This window comes from Leeuwenhoekiella sp. LLG6367-2.1, assembly GCF_045055775.1.
Classification (GTDB): domain Bacteria; phylum Bacteroidota; class Bacteroidia; order Flavobacteriales; family Flavobacteriaceae; genus Leeuwenhoekiella; species Leeuwenhoekiella aequorea.
In genome coordinates this window covers 1,629,316-1,652,771 of the sequence record NZ_CP159331.1, presented here as the reverse complement: position 1 = coordinate 1,652,771, position 23,456 = coordinate 1,629,316, and the positions used below count along the sequence as shown (strand labels likewise).

Sequence of the window (23,456 nt, the reverse complement as noted above, 5' to 3'; positions counted from 1 at the left end):
GTATTGATTGAAAGCTAGCGTTTGAGTGTAAAATGTGATTTAAAAACTAAAGGCGTATCATCAAAAGTATATTCTACTCTAAACCAATAATCATCTGAAGGCATATTTACACCCCTATAGGTACCATCCCATCCTATTCCTGAAGGAGAAATGTTTTTGATAAGTTTTCCAAACCGGTCAAATATGAATATTTGAGCTTCGGGATAATCAGACAATGAGGTAATATTCCACGTATCGTGATAGCCATCATTGTTAGGTGTAAAATATCTTGGGAAATCTATTACCTGAACTTGTATTGTGGTACTGCCGCACGATCCATTTTTACCGCGCACGGTTACGGTGTGAGGCCCCGGTAATACATTTATAAATTCTGGGGTGTTTTGAAATGCCTGATTATCTAATTGATATTCATATTTACCAAACCCTTCCAGGATTTCAATACGTATTCCGGAGGTGTCTTCAAAAGGACGGGTTACAGTAGCCTCGATAACAGGAATTGCAGATTCTGAAACCGTAACTGTAGTCGCGTTGTAATTACAAGCCGCTCCCGTATCTGGAGTCAATTTTTGAGTAGTAATTGTATAAACACCCGCTTCTTCTGCTGTAAAGGCTGTTCCTTGATTTACTAATTCTCCATTGAGCGTCCAGCTTACCAGAAATGCTGCAGGATCGAGACCCGTATCTAAAAATACAGCACGCTCCACATCTCCCGTAGTTGCATTTCTACAAATCGTGCCGCCTTCTATCACAAGATCTAATAATGGGTATACGGTTACCTCAAATGAAGTTTCTGCAAAGCAAGTAGCATTATTTAAAGCTTCAGCATATTTATATATCGTGTAAGAACCAGGAAGTAATTCGTAATCTGAAGGGTCAATTGGATTTTGCTTATTTGGACTTAAATAATAAGCCTGCGCATAAACATCCTGAGGTAAATCTGGAAGCATATAACTTCCACAAGATTCAATATCCGGTTGTGTTGGTAACACGGGTGTTTCTGAAATTGTTACTGTAAAACTACTTTCATCTTCACAAAAGAAACGGGTTCCGTTGCGTGCATAGATAAATAGTTCTTGCGTTGCTGTAATTTGATCTCCAGCATTGAGTAAAGTTCCCCCTCCACCGGTTTGTGTATAATAATTTCCGGTAGATAACGGAGGTAAAATATAAGAATCACAAGCTGCAACATCATCAAAAGACGGTACCTCAACACCAAGAATATTAATTGTAAATCTATTTTCTGAATAACACGATGGAAAATCAGGATAAGCATTATATACAAAAATGGTTTGTGTGGTTGTTATTTGATCCCCTGCAAACAACTCAGTTCCTTGCCCTTGTGTTTGCGTAAAATAACGTCCATTATTTAACTCCGGAAGGCTGTAGGCTTCACAAGAAAATACAAAAGTTAGATTATCTACCGGCAGCGATGGCCTTACCTCAACCGTAAATTCAGTTTCATTTTGACAGATGAGAACTTGACTATTTATATAAATGGTTTGTGTAGTAGTTATTGCATCTCCAGCATTATATTGACGGCCCGCTCTACCAGGTTGTTCAAAATATTCCCCATTTGTTAGTGCGGGCAAAATATAGGAATCCCCCTCACATAGTAACTGATCGGGCAAAGAATCTACCTGAGGAATAGTAATGACGTCAATATCAAAAAACGAATTATTTGTGCAGTTGAGTCCGTCTGTTGTACTTACATAATAATAAATTCGCTGCGAAGTAGTGAGTATTGTTCCTTGTGGAATACGTGTTCCACCTCCCAAAGGTTGCGTGTAAAATTCCCCAGCTTCCACCGTAGGCACTTCATAACTTCCGCACACTTGTTGATTAGAGAATAATGTCACTATAAAAATGCGCCACTCGTACGTATTAGTACATTGAGAATCATCGTTAAATATATAAACGCTTTGTGTAGTGTTTATAACATCACCAGGAGAAAGAGGTGTGCCTGCTCCTTCTGGTTCTGTAAAATAAGCTCCATTAGCTAAAGGAGGCAATGTATAAGAGTTGCACGCCACCACATTTGCAGGGGTATCGACTGGAGGAAGCGGATGCACTATGATATCAAAAGCATCATTGCGACAAATGATTCCATTATCATTAAAATAGAAATATATAGTTTGACTTGAGGTCAAACGATCCCCAGTGCCAAGTCGCCTTCCAGCACCATCTGGACCATCGGGTTGTGTATAAAAGGCTCCTGCCGGCGTAGGAGGAATAATAAATTCGTCACAAGCATCTAATTCGTTTAATTCAAATTCTGCAATAAATGTAATAGTAAATGAAGACTCACTTCTACAACCATTTGCATCTGGACCGTTAAAAATAAAAAGATCACTATCTTCAGTAATTATATCTCCTGCATTCAAGCGTATTCCAGTACCATTAGAACCGGTGTAGTAATTCCCATTAGAAAGAGGTTCTAATTCATACGCATCACACGTAATTACATCGCTTAATTGATCTACCAATGGTAAATCATTAATTTCAATATTAAAATTTACCACTTTAAAACAATCTGGATAATCTATGTAAGCCACTCTAGCCCAAAGCGCTTGACCGCTACTTCCCGCAGCAATAGTATAAGGACTTGAAACCTCATTACTTGCAGTAGATGCATCTGATTGCGATTCAAAATAGGTAATTGAGAAAAGTGCAGGATTTTGCCCTCCTAAAATTTGCCTGTTTACCGCTGTCAAATCAATTGTTATATCATTACCCGGAACTGCACAAAAACTTAAAGGGGCAGGTTGCGTAATTTGTATTTCTGGTAAGGTATTAAGCTGAAAATCTTCTGCTATTCCACAGACTACACCTGTATTTCTATTTCTTAGTCGTATATAAATAGTTTGATTGCCCGTACTGGAATAAGTAACAACTTCTGAAGCGGGAATAGATCTATTTGCATTTAAATCTGAAACAGAAGCAAAATAAAGCACCTCAAATTGTGAAGGATTTACACCCAGCACCGCCGCGTCATTTTGAGTAAGATCAAAAATTGAAGGCTGCGAACCGTTTGCACAAGATTCCAGATCTGCCGGCGGTAATATAGACAGGTCACTTACAACTACTTCATCTGTAATTTCACAACCATTATTTCTAACGATTACCGAATAAGTACCACTACGATTTACAGGAAGACTATTTCCGGTTTGTCCAGAAATTAAATTCCCGTTAAAATACCAGAGATGCGTATAGATCGAAGCATCTAAACCGGTATCTAATCGTGCTTGTTCACCATTGCAAAGCGTTAAATCTGGACCTAGATCTACACTTGTATTAAAACTTCCCCCAGAAAGAAAAATTGCAGAGTCATAATTTGTATCATTAGAATCCCCAATAACGATTCTCACATTATAAGAAGCTCCCGGAGTAAGTGTAGATGAAGCATTGAGCACTTGTGTGTATCCACGCATGTTAATTGTGCTCTGGGCGTTTGAAACTTCGTATGAGTCAAACAAATCTGCATTTACCGAATTGCATGTAGGGTTAAATTGCTGATCTCTAATATTACGTACAGAAACCGACTCCCCGGCAGCAGTTACAGCAAGATTTTGAGAGTTTCCGGTAGCTAAATCGGTTAATATAAAAGCCACAATATCTTGCGAAGTACATTGCCACTCCCCATATTCATTAGATGCAAAAATAAAATCAAAACTAAAATTACTCGACAACGGAATAAAGTCAAATTCTAAAAAAGAGGTTTCAAAAATTTGAGCTCCGTTTCCAGCAGCATCATTTAAATTCTGAAGATAAGAGTCTGAATTTGTATTTAATTCTGAATTTAATTCGGAAAGATTACCGGTATATCCACCGCCGGTAAGTCTAGCTTCACCGGTACGTAATACAACACCGTTAGCTAAAGGAAATGCACCTCCGTTATTTGTAAAAGAACCGGCTGCTTGTACTGAAGATATAGAAATATTTGAAATAGCAGCACAGGAATTATCAAATAACAAATCTACGAGTTCATCGGCTGGTCGCGGATTGCTTACAGTTACTTGTTGCGCATTTGCGGTACTAAAGAGAAGTGCAAAAAAAAGAAAGAATATTCTAAACATTATAGGGAGCTTCTTAAAGTCTAAAAAATACTAGAGTCTTAAAGTTAGACCTTAACGTATTTTTTAAAGTATAATTGCCTGAATATTAACACATAACATTCTGTTAATGTTTAGGCAACTGATAGCCAATAAGAAAACTAAAAAAAGAAGCACTATTACATACCGCGTTCTTTTTGAATTGTCTCGTATGCTTCCTGAACTTTAGTAAACTTCTCCTCTGCTCCTTGTCTATAAGCTTCATCCATATGTTGCAATTTATCTGGATGGTATTTTTTTGCCATATTCCGATAAGCCTTTTTCACTTCTGCATCTGTAGCAGACTTTTCAATTTCAAGAATCTTATAGGCGCTTTCTGCATTTTTGAAAAACATAGCTTTTATGCTTTCAAACTCACCTCTGCTTAATTGAAGATATCCTGCTATTTGCGAAATCTGATCTACTTCTGATACCGATACAGAACCATCTGCCTGCGCTATACCAAATAGAAAATGTACAATTTGCAGACGTACTTCTCTGCGCGTACGCGGAGTTAAGTAAGCACATATACGTTGCGCGCTTATTTCCCGTTTTTTAATTACCTCGTTAAATGTTCTAAATGTTGCATTAGCACGCTCTTTGCCGTAAGCCTGTACAAAATATTGCCGCACATAATCCATCTCCCGCTGACTTACCTGCCCGTCTGCTTTTATAACTATTGAGCAAAGCGAAAGTAAATTGAGTTCAAAATCACCCGGGGTTACCGATTGTTCTGATGAGCTAAAGGGTGATCTGCTCCCACCGGTTGTGGTTTTATTATTTTTAAAAAATAGACTATCTAAAAGTGAACCTATAAGATAACCTGCTATTGCTCCTATTATTCCTCTGTATGCATAGCCTATTACAGCTCCTATATATTTAATCATTAAAATTTCTTTAGTACTTGAGTATTCCCTAATAAGGAATACTTATTTGCGCTGCAAAAATAAAGCCTTTGCAAGATGTGAGTCTGTAAATATGACAAAATGTTACTGTTTTAGGCATGCGCAAAGGATTGAAGCCTTGTGGAGCTCGTTTCATCTGCCAGAAGTAGATGATACAGCGACGGCTGAAAGCCTGACCCGGAGGGTTGCGCCACAAGTTTAAAAAAACAAGTTGCGCTATGTAGGGTTTAGAAAAAGTGCCCGACTATTATTTTGTATCTTTGTAACCTTAAATTAAAAAAGAACTTATGTATCCAGCAGAATTAGTAAAACCTATGCGTGAAGACCTTACTTCTGTAGGTTTCACAGAATTACATACAACAGAAGATGTACAGGCAGCTATGAAGAAAGAAGGAACTACATTAGTAGTAGTGAATTCGGTATGTGGTTGCGCGGCAGCTAATGCTAGACCGGGAGCCCGTATGGCACTTCAAAATGCTAAAACTCCAGACAATTTATATACTGTATTTGCAGGTGTAGATCGTGAAGCTACAGATCTTGCACGAAGCTTTATGGTACCTTTTCCTCCTTCATCTCCATCTATGGCCGTTTTTAAAGATGGTGAATTAGTACACATGTTAGAGCGTCACCATATTGAAGGACGTCCAGCAAATCTAATTGCAGAAAATCTTATTGATGCTTTTAACGAATATTGTTAATTAGCATTTGATGTATAAAAAAAATCCCTGCCATTCGGCAGGGATTTTTTTTTGCCTGTTTATAATTAACGGCGATTTTTATAAAAGTTTCATTAGTTCCTCTTACTTTTGAATCGCTAAAATTATAAATGCTATGCCTGGTAAAAAACCTTTATTACACCGCTTTCACGCGTGGCGTTACAAGCATATTTCAAAAACAACATTCATTTATTTTTTGGCTGTACTTACAGGATTACTTGCTGGTCTTGGCGCCGTTTTAATAAAGAATATCACACACATCATACAACTTCTATTAGAGGGTAAACTTGTAGAAAACTACAGGTATGGTTTCTATTTTTTATTTCCTATTATAGGTCTTGCTATAACCGTGCTTATCGTAAAATATGTGATTAGAAATCCGTTGAGCCACGGGGTTCCTATGACCTTAAGAGCTATTTCTAAGCGCAAGGGTTTGCTTAAAAATTATCAAATATTCGGTTCCCTGCTTACTGCTCCCATTACAGTTGGTTTTGGAGGTTCGGTAGGTTTAGAAAGCCCCACTGTAGTGACCGGTGCTGCAATAAGCTCGTATTTATCTCGCATTTTCCATATGGATCAGGCTAACCGAACGTTACTTTTGGGCTGTGCAGCTGCAGGAGCTATGTCGTGTATTTTTAAAGCCCCTATAGCAGCAATTATATTTGCTGTAGAAGTATTTAGCCTAGACCTCACCCTATTATCCTTAATGCCACTTTTACTGGCATCACTTTCTGCTATACTTACCTCCTATTTTTTCTTTGGTTCAGATACTATTTTACCTTTTGAACTTAAAGATGCATTTACCATAGGAGATTTCCCGTATTATATGATTCTAGGAGTAGTAGCAGGATTGGTATCGGTATACTTTAGTAAAGCTTATTTTAAAACAAGTAAGCTGTATAAAAGATGGGATTCTGCATTAGTGAGACTAATGGTTGCCGGAGGCTCTCTCGGTATTTTACTCTTTTTAATTCCTCCTCTTTATGGTGAAGGTTTTGATATGATTAATGAATTACTAGATGGTAAAGCTGTAAATGCACTCGGAGAAACTTTTTTTAATGATTATCTCGATAATGTTTGGGTAGTAATTGCTCTTCTTGCGGGACTCGTGTTTTTTAAAGTAATCGCATCTGCCATTACATTCGCCGGCGGCGGTATAGGTGGTATTTTTGCTCCTGTTTTGTTTATGGGTAGTGTTATGGGTAATTGCCTAGCAAAGATCATAAACAATCTCGGCCTCAATGGGGTATATATTTCTGAAACAAACTTTACGCTTGTGGGAATGACAGGCCTAATGGCAGGCGTTTTACACGCGCCCTTAACTGCTATTTTCTTGATTGCCGAAATTACCGGCGGCTACGGGCTTTTTATCCCTTTAATGGTTACTGCTGCAATCGCATACGGTATTAATAAATACTTCTTACCGCATTCGGTTTATGGTATGGAGCTGGGTCTTAAAGGCGAACTCATCACACACGATAAAGATCAAGCTGTACTTACACTGCTTAATGTAAATGACGTAATAGAATCAAATTTTATACGGGTGAGACCCGAAATGACCTTAGGAGAAATGGTTAAAAACGCTGTTGCTAAATCTGCGCGTAACCTCTTTCCTGTTGTTAATGAAGATGATGAATTAGTAGGTGTAATAACTCTTGACGACATACGAGAAATTATGTTTGACGCCACATTGTATGACACCACCAGAATAGGAAGTTTAATGCACGCTGCTCCAGAATATATTTACCTAGAATCTGATCCTGCAAAAGTAGTAATGCGTAAATTTCAGGAAAGTGGCGCGTGGAATTTACCTGTTATTAAAGACGGAAAATACCATGGTTTCATCTCAAAATCTAAACTTCTAACTGCATATCGTCGTATGCTGGTGAGTTTTTCCCGTAAATAATATGCAAAAACTATTTATTCTATATCTCTTTTTAAATGCTACTATAAGTTTTTCTCAAAATCTAGAACCAGCTGTCTTTGCTAAGGTTAATACATTTAGACATACCGGTTTTGAAGATAATATATTTGCAGATGGGGCATTAGGAGTAAGTTTATTTTCAACCTACTGGATTTCTCCAAAGATTGGTTTTAAAAGAATATTTGGTAATCCCAATGATGTGTCTTTTTTTAATGAAACTAATCAAGAACTTATAAGCAGCAAGTATAAAGGGAATGTGTTTACTGTTGGAGCAAAAATACGTCTTACAAAACCCGAAGATGCCTGGTTATTTATCTGGCCGGAGTATAGTTTTGGAGATGTAAAATTTGAGAGCTCTTATTACAAAACAGAAGATGATATCACCCGCTTAGCACTTCAGGAGCGTATTAATTCTAAGAACTATAACTCTTGGTTTGACTTGTCTACCGGGGTCGAATTTTATTTTGATAATAACGAGCGTTTTCTAACCTCAGTCTATTTGACGTATACGCTAATGGATTTAGGGTCTGGGTTTGATAAGCTCTCTTTTGAAAGCACAACTAAAAGACCACCATCAAAAAATAACAGCACTATAGGTCTAGGCGTTAGTATTGAGTTTTGTTTCTGTAAAAAAAATCAGGACTGAAACAAAACCTATTAAAATCAAAAATGATCGAATAATGAAATTTCAAGTATTAATTTTGAAGTCTAAAATTTAGAATAATATATGCGTAATCTCATAATCGTCCTTTTTTGTATTTGTTGTCTCACATTAGCTTACGGATTTTATTTGCGCTATTTTACGGAAGACCTCGTTACCGGGGATCGGTTTTTAGGACTTACAATTCTTGCAGTTTCCTTTATAGTTATGCCCTTATTTTTATATCACCGATGGAAAGATCGAAAAGTAAAAGATTATATGCTAGATGAAGATAACATAAGGAGAATGAGAGAGTTCAATGACAGCAAAGAATCTCGTAAAAAACCTGAAAATCAATAATTTTAAGAAATTTATTTACATTAAGTTAACCTATATGTTGTATAATCTCTTAGCTTTGTACCAATATTAATTTTTTACAATTTTACAATGAAAGGTACAGTTAAATTTTTTAATGAATCAAAAGGTTACGGATTCATTACTGATGATGAGACAGGAAAAGACATCTTTGTACACGCTACCGGCTTAAACGGTGAAGTGTTAGAAGAAGGTGACCAAGTAGAGTACATCGAAGAAGAAGGAAGAAAAGGTAAGGTAGCAGCGCAAGTACGCGTGCTAAACGACTAAGATATATATAAGTATATTTAAGATTCCAAACCTCACTTATTAAATTAAGTGAGGTTTTTTGGTTATACAAATTCCGTATTTTTAAGTTTATGACGCATTATCTCACTTACTAATATTACCAATAGATATTCTAATCATTAAATTTACTGTTGGATTTATAATCATTAATTATGTCACAAAAACTTAATATAGCAGCAATTCAAGCCGATCTTAAATGGGAAAATCCTGAGGCAAACCGATTGTATTTTGATGACAAAATAAATGCCCTAGAATCAGATATTGATCTTATTGTACTTCCTGAAATGTTCTCAACCGGTTTTAGTATGAAACCTCAACATATTGCAGATGAGGGCGAGATGCTTAGCTGGATGCAATCAAAAGCTGCAACAACAAACAGCGCAATAGCCGGGAGTTTAATGGTGACTGAAAATGGTCTATTCTTTAATCGGTTTTACTTTGTAGAACCTAACGGCACGTTTCATACTTATAATAAAAGACATCGCTTTACCCTGGCTGGTGAACATCATATCTATGAACGCGGCGATAAACAAGTAATCGTAAACTTTAAAGGGTGGAATATACTCTTGCAAGTCTGTTATGATCTAAGGTTTCCCGTATTTTCTCGTAACACTTCTAATTATGACGTAGTACTCTACGTAGCAAATTGGCCGAAGAAGCGCATTTTTGCCTGGGACACCTTACTTAAAGCACGAGCGATAGAAAATATGTGCTATTGCATAGGTGTTAATCGGGTGGGACTAGATGGTAATAACTACGAGCACAATGGCTATAGCGGCATTTATGATAGCTTAGGAGCCACTTTAGCTTTTGCTAAAGAAGAAGAAAAAACAATCTTCGCCACTTTATCAAAGGCACATCTTAGTGAAACACGTAATCATCTTAATTTTCTGGCAGATCAGGATGCTTTTGAATTAAAATAACAGATTTATTCAGTTACTCCTGGTTAAGAATAAAGGTCTCTTTAGGATACCAGCCCGATCGTATATCTAATTTACTAGGATAATACAGTACCTCTTCAGGTTGTCGTTGCTTTAAATAACTTCCTGTGTCAAATTTTCCGTTTGCATTTAGATCTACGATTATACGCGCAAAGTAAGTTCCTGGTTCAATACGATCAAATTTAAATTCTTTTTGTCCTACCACTCCTATCTGCTCTCGCTTAACATCGCCTTTTTCTGTTACTAATTGCACGATATGTTGTACTTCGGCAGCGCCTTGTAGGGTGATATCAAATTCTCCATAATCTGAGTATTCTTTAGTAGTAGCTCTAAAACTCAGCGTATCACTTTTGTTTCCGTAGAAATCGGTTAATGCATCAGGAAGCATAACAATTTCATAAGATTGTTTTTCCTCTGTGTCGAACTTCAAACTTAACTGAAGTTTTTCCGGAAACAATTGGGTTTTAAAGTCAGTTATATAGGTTGAATCGCTACGCTGTATTTTAATTTTTGAAGAATCTGCAGCGACTATAGGAATAGTACTATTCAACATAAAATCTTCTTCTAGAACTAGACTCGTTGATACAGCGCTCACCTGCAAGGTATCTCTTTTAAGATTCCGTAAACGCAAAAAGGTAGTATCAACTTTCTTATTTGCTAACGTCTTGAATACTAGAGAATCTGTTTCGATTTTTGGTGCAAACCAGTATTGCAAGGAGTCCTGTCCTCTTTTGTAGGTTATAAGACTCTTAAAACCTTCGGGACGAGAACTTAGCAAATCGATTTTTACACTGTCTGGATTCCCTTTGTACGGAAAAGTTATTCGTTGAGCTGATGCTTGTTTAGGTCTGCTCACTTCAGCATCTAATACTTCAGTAAAAAGATTTAAAACGTAAACTGAATCTGATGGAACTTCGATAAATGTATCGTAAAAAGCAATTTTATCTTTTGCCGGCTGAAAGGTGTAATTATTATCTGCGTCTTTTAATGCTGCCAGTTTGTAGCGACCTGCTTTTACATTTGTGATTTCAAATACATTAGAACTGTCCAGGGTATTAGTAATGTATCTGGGAACTTCTTTATATATAATAGAATCACTGTAAGTAGAATCTGCTTCATAAAGCATAACAGTCACATAATTATCTGCCTCTTGTAACAAAGCATCACGTATAACACCTACTACCTTTAACGAATCTATGTAGTCTCCCGTAGAAAAAACATATTTAAAAAAAGAAAATGGATTACCTTCATTATTATCGGTTACGCTCTCACCAAAATTAAATACATACGTGGTGTTTTCTAATAAGGTATCGACAAGTTTTATGTCTATAAAACGGGAAGCACTTCCCAAAGGTGTTATAGATGCCTTGGGATCCATAGGTGGTGATACAATAAGATTTTTGTTGAGGTCCTTTAATTTGATATACTCATCAAAATAAATACGCACCTCATCTCCCTCAAAGTTTGTAGAATAATTAGGCGGATCTGCACTTACTAAAACAGGAGGAGTAACATCTTTAGGTCCACCGGTAGGTGTTCCTCTCTTTGCACAATTGACAACTACTAATAAGAGTAGTGACACGATAACTAGTTGTAAACCTTTTCTAAACATAACAGCGCAAAGTAACAATTATTTTTAATGACAAGTTATAGAAACCTTATGCGAGGAGACTGTAAATCTATTTGATCTGCTTAATACTTTAAACGTTATTTTTTAAACCGCTATTGCCATAACCGCGACACTTAATTTTATATCTGTTGCTTTTTGCAAAGCTAAAAAGCAACCTTCTACTGTACCTCCTGTTGTTATTAAATCATCAACCAGCAGTATATGCTTACCCTTTAGTTCTTCCTCATTACGCAAAGAAAATGACCCTATGACTTCTGTACTTCTAAATCTTCTATTAAGAAAAACCTGTGTATTTGTAGCTTTGGTACGGTATAAAACATCATCTATATAAGGTTTATTTAAAGCGTTAGCAATAGCCTTACCAAATCCTTCTACCTGATTATAACCTCTAGATTTTAATCGCTTCTTATGCAAGGGCACTGGTATTACACAATCAATATTTTTATAAGCTTCTATATCAATAATTTGTTCTGCGAGCCAAATTCCGAAGTAGGCGCTCAATTTTTTTTGCCCTCTATATTTTAAATTATGAATTAACTGCTGTACCCGGGTTTTCTTATCAAAATAAAAAAGAGCTACGGCTAATTCTAGAGAAGTTCTACCGTACAATAATTTTATAATAGGATTGTACGTTGTAGTATGAAAGTGAGCAAGTGGTAATGCGTGTCTGCAAGTAGTGCAAATGAGATTTTCACCGCTACTTAGCAAATTATCACACGCATTACATTGATCGGGATAAAAGAGTTTGAGTAGCGACATTATCTCATTTTGATTAAAAATTATAACTTCACACTAAGATATAAAATCGTTTGCATGAGTGCTAATCGCAATAACAATGCTTTAAAGGTTCTAATAGGTATTCTTTTTTTTCTGCTTGTAGGCCTTGGGGTTTATACCTATTCTTTTTATCAGGAGTTAAGTGCAAACAAAGTTGCTCTTTCAGAAGAGAAATTAATGCTTCAAAACGAATTGAGTGATTTACTTACCACCTACAATTCTGAAATAGAAAGCAGTAAGCTTATGAATAAAGAATTGCGCGAAGCCAGATCACGCATTCAAAATTTATTAATGCGTTTAGAAAACGCCACCACATCGCAAACAACTATTCAAAACTATAGACGAGAGCTTAGTATTTTACGCAATGAACGGGATGTTCTTCGTAAAAAAACCGATAGTTTATTACTCGCAAATGCACTACTTGTCTCTCAAAAATCTACCGTAGAAGCTGCGTTTGATCAAAGTGTGGTACAATTAGACTCTTTACAATCACAGAATAATACTTTGAAAGATGATCTGGCAAAAGGCTCCCAACTTACAGTAAGTAAATTTAATTCTGCGGGTGTAATCCTTCGTCGTAGTGGTAAAAGACTGCCTAACGATCGCGCAAGTCGTATAGATAAAATTGAAATTTGCTATACCGTAAACGAAAATGAGTTTGGTAGACCCGGTAGTCACGATTTTTATATTCAGGTTATCGATCCGCGTAATAATGTTATGGGAGAACGCATATCGCTGTCTTTTGGCGAAAATATTTTAATCTATAGTGCTTATCAACAAATAGATTACCAGAATGAAGAAGTGGTCTCCTGTGTACTTATCAACCCACCTATCGACGAATTCCTTCCAGGGATATACCGTGTAAATTTATTTGAAAATGATCGCTTACTAAGTAATGACGTACTTGAATTAGAGTAAAACAATTATTTAAAACTACGCTTCATTGTTTGGGTTTATTTATTTTTACCGGTTAATCATTGCATTAAAATAAACCCTTATGAAGTACATTATTTTCTTTTTAGCATTTTGCTCAATGTTAAAAACCAATGCGCAAAATGAGGCTTGGAATATTACAACTACAGAAAATAAAGAATATACCGGTATTGCAATCGCAAATGGTCGCATTGGGATGCTTACATCGCCAGATCCATTTCAAATTCAACATGTGGTTCTTAACAATGTTTATGATGTAGATCCAGAGCTGAAAGTAAGCCAGATCGTTCACGGAATGAATTTTGGAAATCTAGATGTATTTATTGATGGGGAACAGATTACAGCAGCAAACATCTCAAACTGGAAGCAAAATATGAATATGAAAGAGGCGGCTTTCACCACTTCATTTAGCTTCAAAAATAAAGCGGAAATATCCTATACTATCTATGCTTTAAGAAATGTGCCCTACACCGGATATATTGATATCAACATTGATGCAAAAAAGAAAATTGATGTAAAGGTTACAGGTAAAATTGAAACTCCAAAGGAATTTAAAAAACCTACTCACAAATATGAGGTATTAAAAGATATGGAGACGACTATGCCTATTTTACAATCTGTAGCAGAAACTCCATTTGGCAAACACACCGTTAGTACCTCTGCTACTTTTATATGGCATGCTATAAATTCTTCCAGAGAAAATGAACGCCCAGAATTAATAGAAAAAGTAGCTTCAGATTACACCAATACACTAACTTTTAATAAAACTGTGACTCCAGACCAACCCTTAGCATTTGTCTGGACGGCTGCAGAATGTACTACTCAAGATTTTAATGATCCTAAATCTGAGTCAGAACGTATGGTGATTTACAATCTTCTAAACACTAAAGATGTGTTACTTGCTCAACATCAAAAATTATGGGATTCGTTGTGGGAAGGAGATATTGTTATTGAAGGGGATTTAAAATCGCAACAAGATGTGCGATTAGCTTTGTATCATTTGTATGCATTTGGGCGTGGTGATTCAGATTTAAGTATTGCCCCTATGGGATTATCATTACAAACTCCATATAACGGTCATATTTTCTGGGATACAGAGTTATGGATGTTCCCTCCTTTACTCGTTTTTAATCAGGATATCGCCAGATCATTAGTAAATTATAGATCAGATCGTTTGACACCCGCAATGGAACGAGCAAAAAATTATGGTTACGATGGTGCAATGTTTCCGTGGGAAAGTGACGACACCGGTGAAGAAGCCACTCCTCCATTTGCACTTACGGGACCTTTTGAACATCATATTACTGCAGACATTGCAATTGCATTCTGGAATTATTACCGCGTAACTCAAAATGAAAAATGGCTTGCAGATAAAGGCTATCCATTACTTAAAGAAGTAGCAGATTTTTGGGTAAGTAGATCTGAAAGAAATGTAGATGGCAGTTATTCTATCAACAATGTGGTAGGTGCAAATGAGTATGCCGCAAATATTGATGATAATGCATTTACAAACGGGGCTGCAATTACTGCCTTGAGATATGCAGGGCTTGCTGCCGCAAAGCTCAATTTAGAACCTAATCCAGCTTGGGAAAATGTTGCAAATAATATAGTGATACATAAATTTGAAGATGGGACCACAAAAGAGAATAAGACTTACTCTGGGGCGATTATAAAACAGGCAGATGTTAATCTGCTTTCCTTCCCACTGAATATCGTAAATGATAAAGAAGACATCCTAAAAGACTTAAAGTATTACGAACCAAAATTATCTAAGAAAGGTCCGGCAATGGGAAAATCTATCTTTGCAGTACTCTATGCACGAGCTGGTGATGTAGATAAAGCATACAGTCTTTACAAGGAAAGTTATGAGCCTAATCAACAGAAGCCATTTGGTGCTTTATCTGAAGTAGCAACGTCAAATTTTTCATACTTTGCAACCGGAGCCGGTGGTATGTTACAGACAGTATTGTTTGGTTTTGGAGGATTAGATTTTACCGAAGAAGGAATCGTTCAGAAAAACCCTATACTACCTAAACAATGGAAATCATTGACAATAAAAGGAGTAGGCCCAGATAAAAAAACATATCGCATAGATCGATAGGCAAAATTATTAGAAGCAGATAAAAACGTTTAAATAGAGAATTAAGTAAATGGCACAACAGGAAGATCATTTTAAGAAAGTAATATCTCACGCTAAAGAATACGGTTACATCTTTGGCAGTAGTGAAATATATGACGGTTTAAGCGCAGTTTATGACTATGGTCAAAATGGAGCTGAACTTAAAAAGAATATTAGAGATTACTGGTGGAAGAGCATGGTGCAAATGAATGAAAATATTGTAGGCCTTGACGCCTCTATTTTTATGCATCCTACCACGTGGAAAGCATCGGGTCACGTTGAAGCTTTTAATGATCCTCTTATTGACAACAAAGATTCTAAAAAGAGATACCGTGCAGATGTTCTTATAGAAGACTATGCCGAAAAAATAAATCAGAAAGCTGAAAAAGAAATCGCTAAAGCAAAAAAACGTTTTGGAGAGTCTTTTGATGAAGCTGAATTTGTAAGTACAAATCCTAGAGTTTTAAGATATCGGGAAGAGCAAGACACCATCCTTAAACGTATGGCTCGCTCTCTTGAGGCAGAAGATCTGGCAGACGTTAAAGCTCTTATTGAAGAATTAGGGATTGCAGATCCTGATACCGGTTCTAAAAACTGGACAGATGTGCGTCAATTCAACCTAATGTTTGGTACAAAACTAGGAGCTTCCGCAGAGACAGCTACAGATTTGTATCTAAGACCAGAAACAGCTCAGGGAATATTTGTAAACTTTTTAAATGTTCAAAAAAGCGGAAGGATGAAAATCCCTTTTGGTATTGCACAAACCGGTAAAGCATTTAGAAATGAAATTGTTGCACGACAATTTATATTTAGAATGCGTGAATTTGAGCAAATGGAAATGCAATTTTTTGTACGTCCGGGAGAGGAATTAAAATGGTATGAGCACTGGAAAGAAACACGTCTTAACTGGCATTTATCATTAGGATTAGGTAAAGAAAATTACCGTTTTCACGATCACGAAAAACTTGCGCATTACGCAAATGCTGCTGCAGATATCGAGTTTAACTTCCCTTTTGGTTTCAAAGAGTTAGAAGGAATACATAGTCGTACAGATTTTGACCTTAAAGCTCACGAAGAGCATTCAGGTAAAAAACTTCAATTTTTTGATCCGGAGTTGAATGAAAATTATGTTCCTTATGTTGTTGAAACATCAATAGGACTTGATCGTATGTTCCTCGCCGTATTCTCTCAGTCTCTTGAGGAAGAGGAGTTAGAAAATGGTTCTACACGTACAGTTTTAAAATTACCGGCTATCTTAGCTCCTGTAAAAGCTGCTATTCTACCGTTAGTTAAAAAAGATGGATTGCCAGAAATAGCTCGTAAGATTATAGACGACCTTAAATGGGATTTTAATGTTACTTACGATGAGAAAGATGCTGTAGGACGTAGATATCGTCGTCAAGATGCTGCAGGAACTCCTTTTTGTATTACAGTAGATCACGACACGCTAGAAGATGATAGCGTAACCATACGTGATCGTGATACAATGGAGCAAAAAAGAGTAAAAATTTCAGAATTGAATACTATTCTTCACGATAAAATTGATTTTAAAAATTGGATGAAGTCTTAAACATCATTCATCATTTATAAAAAGCCCCAAAACGGGGCTTTTTTTAATCCGTATACTATTAACTTTCGTACATTTAAAGACCCTATTTTATACGATATGATACAGGTTTACAGATTTTTGATAAAAAAATCTTCTTATTCAATAATTGCTGTAGTTGGTGTTCTTTTAATTTTTTCGGCTTCTTTAAAAGCTCAACAGATTGAAGGTCCGTCGATGGTACGAGCGATTAATTTTGTGAAAGAAGTTCCCAGTTTAAGTAGTCAGCTTGAAAAAGGCACTTTCCAAACTCCTGTAAAATCTAATGTTATTCAAGAGGTAAATCCTAAAAGGCGTACTACAAATCAAGTTGTACCGGGAAAAGGATTCCCAAAAGACGGTGATCCGCTTGTTAAGACTGAAAAATCTAAACAAATAACAAAATCATATACTTCAGAGCCACTTCAGGTTTTTGAAGCAAACACCTCGCGTTTTACGCCCTCAGATCCTACCGGGGCGGTAGGTCTCAATCACTATGTCGCAGCGTGGAATGCCGGCTTTAAAATTTTTGATAAACAGGGTAATTTATTGGTAGATGAGGCTTCTTTAGGAACTTTATTTGAAGGAAATACTGAAGGAGATCCTATCGTATTATATGATGCTCCTGCAGATCGCTTTATTATAACAGAATTTGAAAAAGACAATCAAAGTGGTGGTGTTAACGGTTTAAATATTGCCATTTGTAAAGGTTCTGACCCAGTAAATGACGGCTGGTATATTTATACTGCTGGTTTTGAAACTGGGGAGTTTCCTGATTACCCTAAATATTCTGTATGGCACGATGGATATTACATCACGTCTAATATCATAATAAACACAGACACCGCAGGAAATAAAAGTAATGCCATCTTTGTTATGGAACGGGAAAAAATGCTTCAGGGCTTAGCAAATGTTGGCTTTTTAGGGTTTCCGCTACCTACTCTTCAAACGAATGGTTTTTTTAGTCCGCAATTTTTCAATGTCAGTAGTCCTCAGGCTCCAACTACCGGCCCTGCCACAGTGGTTTATCTTCAAGATGACTCGTGGTCTGGAGTTGCTGATGACCATCTTAAATTATGGGATTTAAATGTAAACTGGACAACTCCTCAAAGTTCTACAATCTCACAACCCAATATTCTCACAGTTTCTGATTTTAATAGTGTTTTTGACGGAGGTTCATTTTCTAATCTTCCACAACCATCTGGTCCAGATATCGATGCGTTGCAAGGAACCATTATGAATCAAGCTCAGTTTAGAAAATTTGACACTTATAATTCTGCTGTTTTTAATTTTGCGGTAAATGTAGCTCCCTCTGGTCAAGAGCAAGCCGGAATTAGATGGTACGAATTAAGGCAGGCGGGAGATGGGCAACCGTGGTCGGTTTTTCAGGAAGGCACCTATACTTCACCCACCGGTAATAATGCATTTGCAGCGAGTATGGCCTTAGATTCACAAGGAACTATAGGAATGGGATACACCACGGTAAGCGCCTCTACTCCAGTCACTATAAATTATACAGGAAGATATGCTAATGATCCATTAGGAGAGATGACTGTCCCAGAAGCTTTAATTGCCACCAGCACTGGCGTGAGTGCTTCTGAGCGTTATGCAGATTATACGCATCTTACGGTAGACCCTGCTGATGGTAATACCTTTTGGTTTATTTCTGAATATTTTAATACCCAGCGTAAAGACATTATAGGTGTCTTTAAATTGGCACCAGATTTTACAAATGATGTTCAAGTGGTATCAATAGATAATCCTGAAGATGGAGCACTTACATCTGCTCAATCAATTTCTATTACAATTAGGAATGCAGGAATAGCAAGCCAGTCTAATTTTCCGGTTACGTATTCAATTGCTAATGGTGCTACAATTACAGAAACTTTTACGGGAACACTTGCTTTTAACGAGTCTGCTACATACACTTTTACACAAACAGCAGATTTATCAAGTATCGGGCAAACCTATACATTGAGCGCATCAACCGGGTTAAGTTCAGATGAAGATCCCAGCAACGATTCGGTAGAGCAAACCGTAACAAATTTATGGCAAAATGATCTCGGTGTGACTGCCTTATTAGCTCCGCAATCGCAAACACCATTGAGTGCTGAAGAAAACTTAACCGTAGAAATCACAAACTTTGGCTCTGCTGCACAAACAAATTTTCCTGTTTACTATGAGGTGGACAATGGTTCGCGTATTACAGAAACATTTACTGCCAGTATCGCTGCAGAATCGGTTGCTAATTATACTTTTAATACTCCTATCGATTTTTCAGAATTGCGAACGTACTCCGTTGTTACCGGAACTGATTTAGCTACCGATAGTGACAACTCAAATAATAGTATTTCTTCTCAAATTACGAGTTCGTATTGTATGCCTGTTGCAAACTGCACCCTGGCAGATGATGGTATTACTCAAATAAATTTAGAAGGAACTATCTTTAATACAACCTGTACAGATTCAGGATATAGCAACAATACAGACACGGTTTTTGATCTTGATATTCAAAGCAACCCATATACTGGTTTACTTCAGGCTGGTTTTGAAAATACATCGTATGCTATTTTTATAGACCTCAACGATAATGGCACATTTGAATCTTCAGAGTTGGTTTCTAATGATATTATAGCGCTTTCAAATCGGGACACCCCTTTTACAATTGAATTACCTGAGGGAGTTAATCTAGGCACCTATAGAATGCGTTTACGCAGTAAAGACAGTGAGTTTGGCGGCAATTTAATAGATCCCTGTGATGATATCGCATATGGTCGCATAACAGATGTGAGCGTGCGTATTTTCAACAGTTTGTCTGTGGAAGAGAATATATTTCCTGATGGGGAGCTGGTTGTAATTGAACGTGAAAAAAATCAGTTTCAAATTTCACTTAGTACTACAGAAATACAGGATAAAATGGCGCTTTCTGTTTTTTCAGTTTCAGGTCAAAAGCTTGCTGAAAACTGGATTGAAAATGAATACGGAAGTTTTAAATATAATCTGGATATGTCTTACGCTTCGAGTGGAGTGTATATTGTACGTATTGGAAACAGCAAAGGAGGCCAATCAAAAAAGATTGTAGTGCGCTAAAAAAAAGCTCTTAATTGAACAGTTCCCGTATGTATTGTACGGGAAGTTTCACTTTTTCTACCGAAGTAGGCTACATTGAGATCCAGAAATTTTGTTAATCGCTTCTGTGCTAGAGTCGTCCACGTAAAGTTAGAACCAGGTTGTAGTCCTTCAAGCATTTGATATGCAACTGGTGAAAACGCACTACCCTCAAATTCGTTTTTGATATATTTCGCTTCAGCGCTCAAAGAAATTTTAGCAGAATTGCTGTATGAAAAAGAAATCCCGAAATCCTGTTTTTTCAAAAACTCAAAATCACCCAGCAGATTTTCTTTACTTGCGAGACTGTAAAATGCCTCTACTCGAGAATTATCATTGATCAAATAGGATATTTTCGGACTTACTTCTGCACGGGTTAAATCATAATTACGCTGTTCAAAATTTTCAGAAGTGCTGGCATTTGTACCAATATCTGTCTTTAAATTAATGAGGTAACTCTGTTTCACTTTGTGTAAAAAATTAAATTGGTGGCTGCGTAAAGTAGAGGTTTGTAATCCTAGAGAAACAAGATTACGTGTCGTATTTGCTAAATACGTGTAACTTGTCGTAAATTTTTGCTTTCCGCGATTAAGGTATAGCGTGTTTCTAAAATTCACGTTTAAACCCAATGCATCTTCACGCTCATCAAACGGATTTAAATCAAATGAATCGCCCGCTCTCAAGATTTTTTGATCAATTAAATAACTAGTTTGATTATAAAAATGAGAAGCAAACTTTTTAAAACCTAATTTTCCGCTCCACTGTTGAAAGTCTAATGTCACCAACTGACTAAATCTGTTTTGATGGGTCTTAATAAAAATTTGATTAGGTAAGAGTACTTTTATAAAATCGGCCTCATCATTAAATTGTGCAACCTCAAATTCTTGCAGCTGTTGAACGCCATCTCCATTATAATCTATCCACGTATAAACACCTTGACCTTCATCAACTTTTACATATGTAAATTCTTGCTGTGGTAAGGTGCCGCTACTGGTTTCAAATAAGGTGTTCAACCGTAAAATAGAATTAAAAATACGTTGATCAAACAACAATCTGGAGTTTAGCGATTGTTCATTTTGCCTATTTTTTTCTTCATAAATCAACTTCCTATAGTTTATAAAAAGCCCTAAAGATGTATGCTCATTTTTAACCAACTGAGATTTTAAATAATAGGTATTACTATGATTTACACGCTCTAGATGAGTATTACGTAAACTATCGTTAATTCTAAATCTGTAACCTACTTCTACAAAAACCTGCGTACTGTCACCACGTCCTATAAATCCTTCGTACGATTGATAACGCTGACTCAAAGAATCTAATATTCCTGAAGGTTTTTGCTTTAAAGTATTACTTTCTGCACTTAGCTTAGCGCCTATCCAAGATTTTTTAAAGCCATAAACACTGGTAGCGTTTAGTCTTAAAAATGAGGTTTCTGAAGTATCTGATCTAGTTTTTAAAAAACTGGAATTTATAAAGGTTTGAAGCTTATTAATTTTAAAGTTTGAAATAATGCTATTTCTCACACCATTATAGTTTTTTCCGAAGTTGAGATTTTCAAACCGGTAATCTACAAACGCACGTGTAGAATCTTGATAGTGTAATCGCCCAGTAATTAAGGATTGATCACCGAGAGTAGTAAATGGCAAATTCCAATCCCGGCTAAATTCAATTGCATAAGTACGTTCTATGTTTTCAAAATCATCTTGTATATAATCTATAGTAGCATAGGCATCTAAATACTTTGATTTTGTTTTGAGTATGCGCTGTCGTATATCAAATTTACCGGCAAATCCAGTATTATTACTATCATCGAGTTCAGAGAATAAATTGAGATCTCTCTTACTACCTGCTCCTTCAAAAGCAATTGCAGTTTTATCTGTAGGAGCAAAAAGACCTTCTACAACAGCCATTTGCAATTGAGTAGGAGCAAATAAGCGTATTACTGGAGCATAATCTCCTTGCGCAACTCCGTTCACAGGACTTACATATTCATAAATACGACTTATCGCTGTATTCGAACTTAATCGATAGTCACCTAAATTAAGACCTACCTGACTAAAACGAACATTATATAATTCGTCTTCAGGATTATTTGAAAAAACATACACCTCTTTTCCATCACGTAGCTCTTTGCGGTATAATATTTTATTCTCGTTGTAGGTTTCGGGATTAACGCTAGGCGCAAACATTAATGAGGGATTATCTCCTGCCTGCTGTAAAACATCTACCTGATCTGTATTCAAGTTTTGTAATAACGGCTGATTTTTAGCATCACTTTCAGAATATACGTGTGCTTTTAAGCGTAGCTTATTATTTTCGGTCTGGTGACCTCCACCTGCATAAGCAACCAATCTTGTAAAATTTTGTTCGCTGTACTGATACTCTACCGAAATACGCATTTCGCTGGTAATAGGAAATGTGGGATTAAAACGCAGCTCGCCTGCATTATAATCAATCACATAATCGGCAGTTTCACCACGTTGTAAAAGAACTCCATTTACATAAACGCGTTCACTACCACTTACGATAAGTACATACAACTCTCCATTAGGACCTGTGAGTTTATAAGGCCCTTGATTTCCTTCTTGTCCATTAAATCGACTCTGTGTAAACACACCCCTAACGAGTGCAGCTGCTCCAAATAGATCAGTTTCAGAATTGTCATGATCTAAGGTACCACGTAGCGATAAACCTTGCACTTTTTTATTAAATCTACCGAAGTAGGAAGTGGTGTTTTCAAGATTTATATCCCCCGCCCGTATATTCCAGTGATCACTGTAAAGCTCAATGAAAATTTGATCAAACTCATCTAAGCGCTGAGAATAACCACCGTCTTGCTGCGGAATATTAGCATCCTGAAGTGACGCCCGTAAAGACACACGCTCACTTAATTTTCCAGAAATCTGCAGGTCTAATTCACTATTAAGAGTACTATTTTGATTATTACCACTCGTTATTCCCCGCACTAAACTTCCAGAAACATCCAAGCCCTCAAAAGGCACAAACGTTTTGGAATACTTTTCCTCTTTTAAGGCATAAACACGTTCAAGATTACCCGAATTATTTACAGTCTTGTCTGGATCAAATTCAAAATAACGTTGAGTAAGAAAACGTGGGTAAACACGATAATTAAATACAAGGGAATCTGGCAGGTTATCAATTTGCTTTAGTACAAGTTTAGAGACACCATAGTCTACAGAATACATAGTGCTATCTATTACAATGCAGTCTGGAGTAGAAACTTTAAATAAATAAGGATTTATACTTACCGAATCTATAAGAATGGTATCTCTAACGGCAAGCTTTTTAGTTCTTGATAAACCAGATTCGCGTTCCTGAGCAAAACCGCTTAAGCACAATGAGAATAGAAATATACAAGCAAGGTTGCGCATCGGGTATAAAACTACATGAAAAAGAATAAAGT

The 23,456-nt window shown here is 36.6% G+C and carries 15 protein-coding genes; 10 read left to right on the top strand and 5 right to left on the bottom strand.

What is annotated here, in order from left to right; genetic code table 11:
• Positions 1-14 precede the first annotated feature (14 nt).
• Positions 15-4,073 carry a choice-of-anchor L domain-containing protein gene (locus tag ABVM53_RS07515; protein ID WP_405330759.1) on the bottom strand — a complete coding sequence of 1,353 codons (4,059 nt, stop codon included), beginning with the start codon at positions 4,071-4,073 and terminating at the stop codon, positions 15-17.
• A gap of 155 nt (positions 4,074-4,228) precedes the next feature.
• The gene (locus tag ABVM53_RS07510) at positions 4,229-4,975 is read right to left on the bottom strand and encodes a TerB family tellurite resistance protein (protein WP_405330758.1); all 747 of its coding nucleotides are present in this window, start codon (positions 4,973-4,975) and stop codon (positions 4,229-4,231) included.
• Positions 4,976-5,280: 305 nt separating this feature from the next.
• Here ABVM53_RS07510 and ABVM53_RS07505 point away from each other — a divergent pair, with 305 nt between their 5' ends.
• From ABVM53_RS07505 to ABVM53_RS07480, 6 genes are all read left to right on the top strand, one after another.
• Positions 5,281-5,691 (top strand): BrxA/BrxB family bacilliredoxin, encoded by a 411-nt coding sequence (locus ABVM53_RS07505; protein WP_128756191.1) that lies wholly within the window; start codon positions 5,281-5,283, stop codon positions 5,689-5,691.
• Between the two features lie 133 nt (positions 5,692-5,824).
• The gene (locus tag ABVM53_RS07500; protein ID WP_371455353.1) at positions 5,825-7,615 is read left to right on the top strand and encodes a chloride channel protein; all 1,791 of its coding nucleotides are present in this window, start codon (positions 5,825-5,827) and stop codon (positions 7,613-7,615) included.
• A 1-nt stretch (position 7,616) separates the two neighbouring features.
• The gene (locus ABVM53_RS07495) at positions 7,617-8,279 is read left to right on the top strand and encodes a hypothetical protein (protein ID WP_405330757.1); all 663 of its coding nucleotides are present in this window, start codon (positions 7,617-7,619) and stop codon (positions 8,277-8,279) included.
• 81 nt (positions 8,280-8,360) lie between these two features.
• Positions 8,361-8,633 carry a hypothetical protein gene (locus ABVM53_RS07490; RefSeq protein ID WP_405330756.1) on the top strand — a complete coding sequence of 91 codons (273 nt, stop codon included), beginning with the start codon at positions 8,361-8,363 and terminating at the stop codon, positions 8,631-8,633.
• An 87-nt stretch (positions 8,634-8,720) separates the two neighbouring features.
• Positions 8,721-8,918: a cold-shock protein gene (locus ABVM53_RS07485; protein WP_028377208.1), complete on the top strand. Its 198-nt coding sequence runs from the start codon at positions 8,721-8,723 to the stop codon at positions 8,916-8,918.
• Positions 8,919-9,088: 170 nt separating this feature from the next.
• Entirely contained in the window at positions 9,089-9,859 is a 771-nt protein-coding gene (locus ABVM53_RS07480) for an amidohydrolase (protein ID WP_405330755.1), read from the top strand.
• A gap of 13 nt (positions 9,860-9,872) precedes the next feature.
• On the opposite strand, the gene ABVM53_RS07475 is transcribed toward ABVM53_RS07480, so the two are convergent.
• Both ABVM53_RS07475 and ABVM53_RS07470 read right to left on the bottom strand, forming a co-directional pair.
• Complete coding sequence (locus tag ABVM53_RS07475) at positions 9,873-11,489, bottom strand: Ig-like domain-containing protein (RefSeq protein ID WP_405330754.1); 1,617 nt, start codon at positions 11,487-11,489, stop codon at positions 9,873-9,875.
• A gap of 102 nt (positions 11,490-11,591) precedes the next feature.
• Positions 11,592-12,266 carry a ComF family protein gene (locus ABVM53_RS07470; protein ID WP_405330753.1) on the bottom strand — a complete coding sequence of 225 codons (675 nt, stop codon included), beginning with the start codon at positions 12,264-12,266 and terminating at the stop codon, positions 11,592-11,594.
• Between the two features lie 54 nt (positions 12,267-12,320).
• Here ABVM53_RS07470 and ABVM53_RS07465 point away from each other — a divergent pair, with 54 nt between their 5' ends.
• The 4 genes from ABVM53_RS07465 to ABVM53_RS07450 all read left to right on the top strand — a co-directional run bounded on the left by ABVM53_RS07465 (position 12,321) and on the right by ABVM53_RS07450 (position 20,011).
• Entirely contained in the window at positions 12,321-13,202 is an 882-nt protein-coding gene (locus ABVM53_RS07465) for a hypothetical protein (RefSeq protein WP_128756184.1), read from the top strand.
• 79 nt (positions 13,203-13,281) lie between these two features.
• Positions 13,282-15,318 (top strand): glycoside hydrolase family 65 protein, encoded by a 2,037-nt coding sequence (locus ABVM53_RS07460; RefSeq protein ID WP_405330752.1) that lies wholly within the window; start codon positions 13,282-13,284, stop codon positions 15,316-15,318.
• 49 nt (positions 15,319-15,367) lie between these two features.
• A complete protein-coding gene (locus ABVM53_RS07455; RefSeq protein ID WP_405330751.1) occupies positions 15,368-16,906 on the top strand; it encodes a glycine--tRNA ligase in 1,539 nt (512 codons plus the stop codon).
• Positions 16,907-17,002: 96 nt separating this feature from the next.
• Positions 17,003-20,011, top strand: coding sequence for a GEVED domain-containing protein (locus ABVM53_RS07450; RefSeq protein WP_405330750.1), 3,009 nt, complete (start codon positions 17,003-17,005; stop codon positions 20,009-20,011).
• On the opposite strand, the gene ABVM53_RS07445 is transcribed toward ABVM53_RS07450, so the two are convergent.
• Positions 20,008-23,424 (bottom strand): hypothetical protein, encoded by a 3,417-nt coding sequence (locus ABVM53_RS07445; protein ID WP_405330749.1) that lies wholly within the window; start codon positions 23,422-23,424, stop codon positions 20,008-20,010. The two genes, ABVM53_RS07450 and ABVM53_RS07445, sit on opposite strands and share 4 nt — an antisense overlap.
• Positions 23,425-23,456 lie beyond the last annotated feature (32 nt).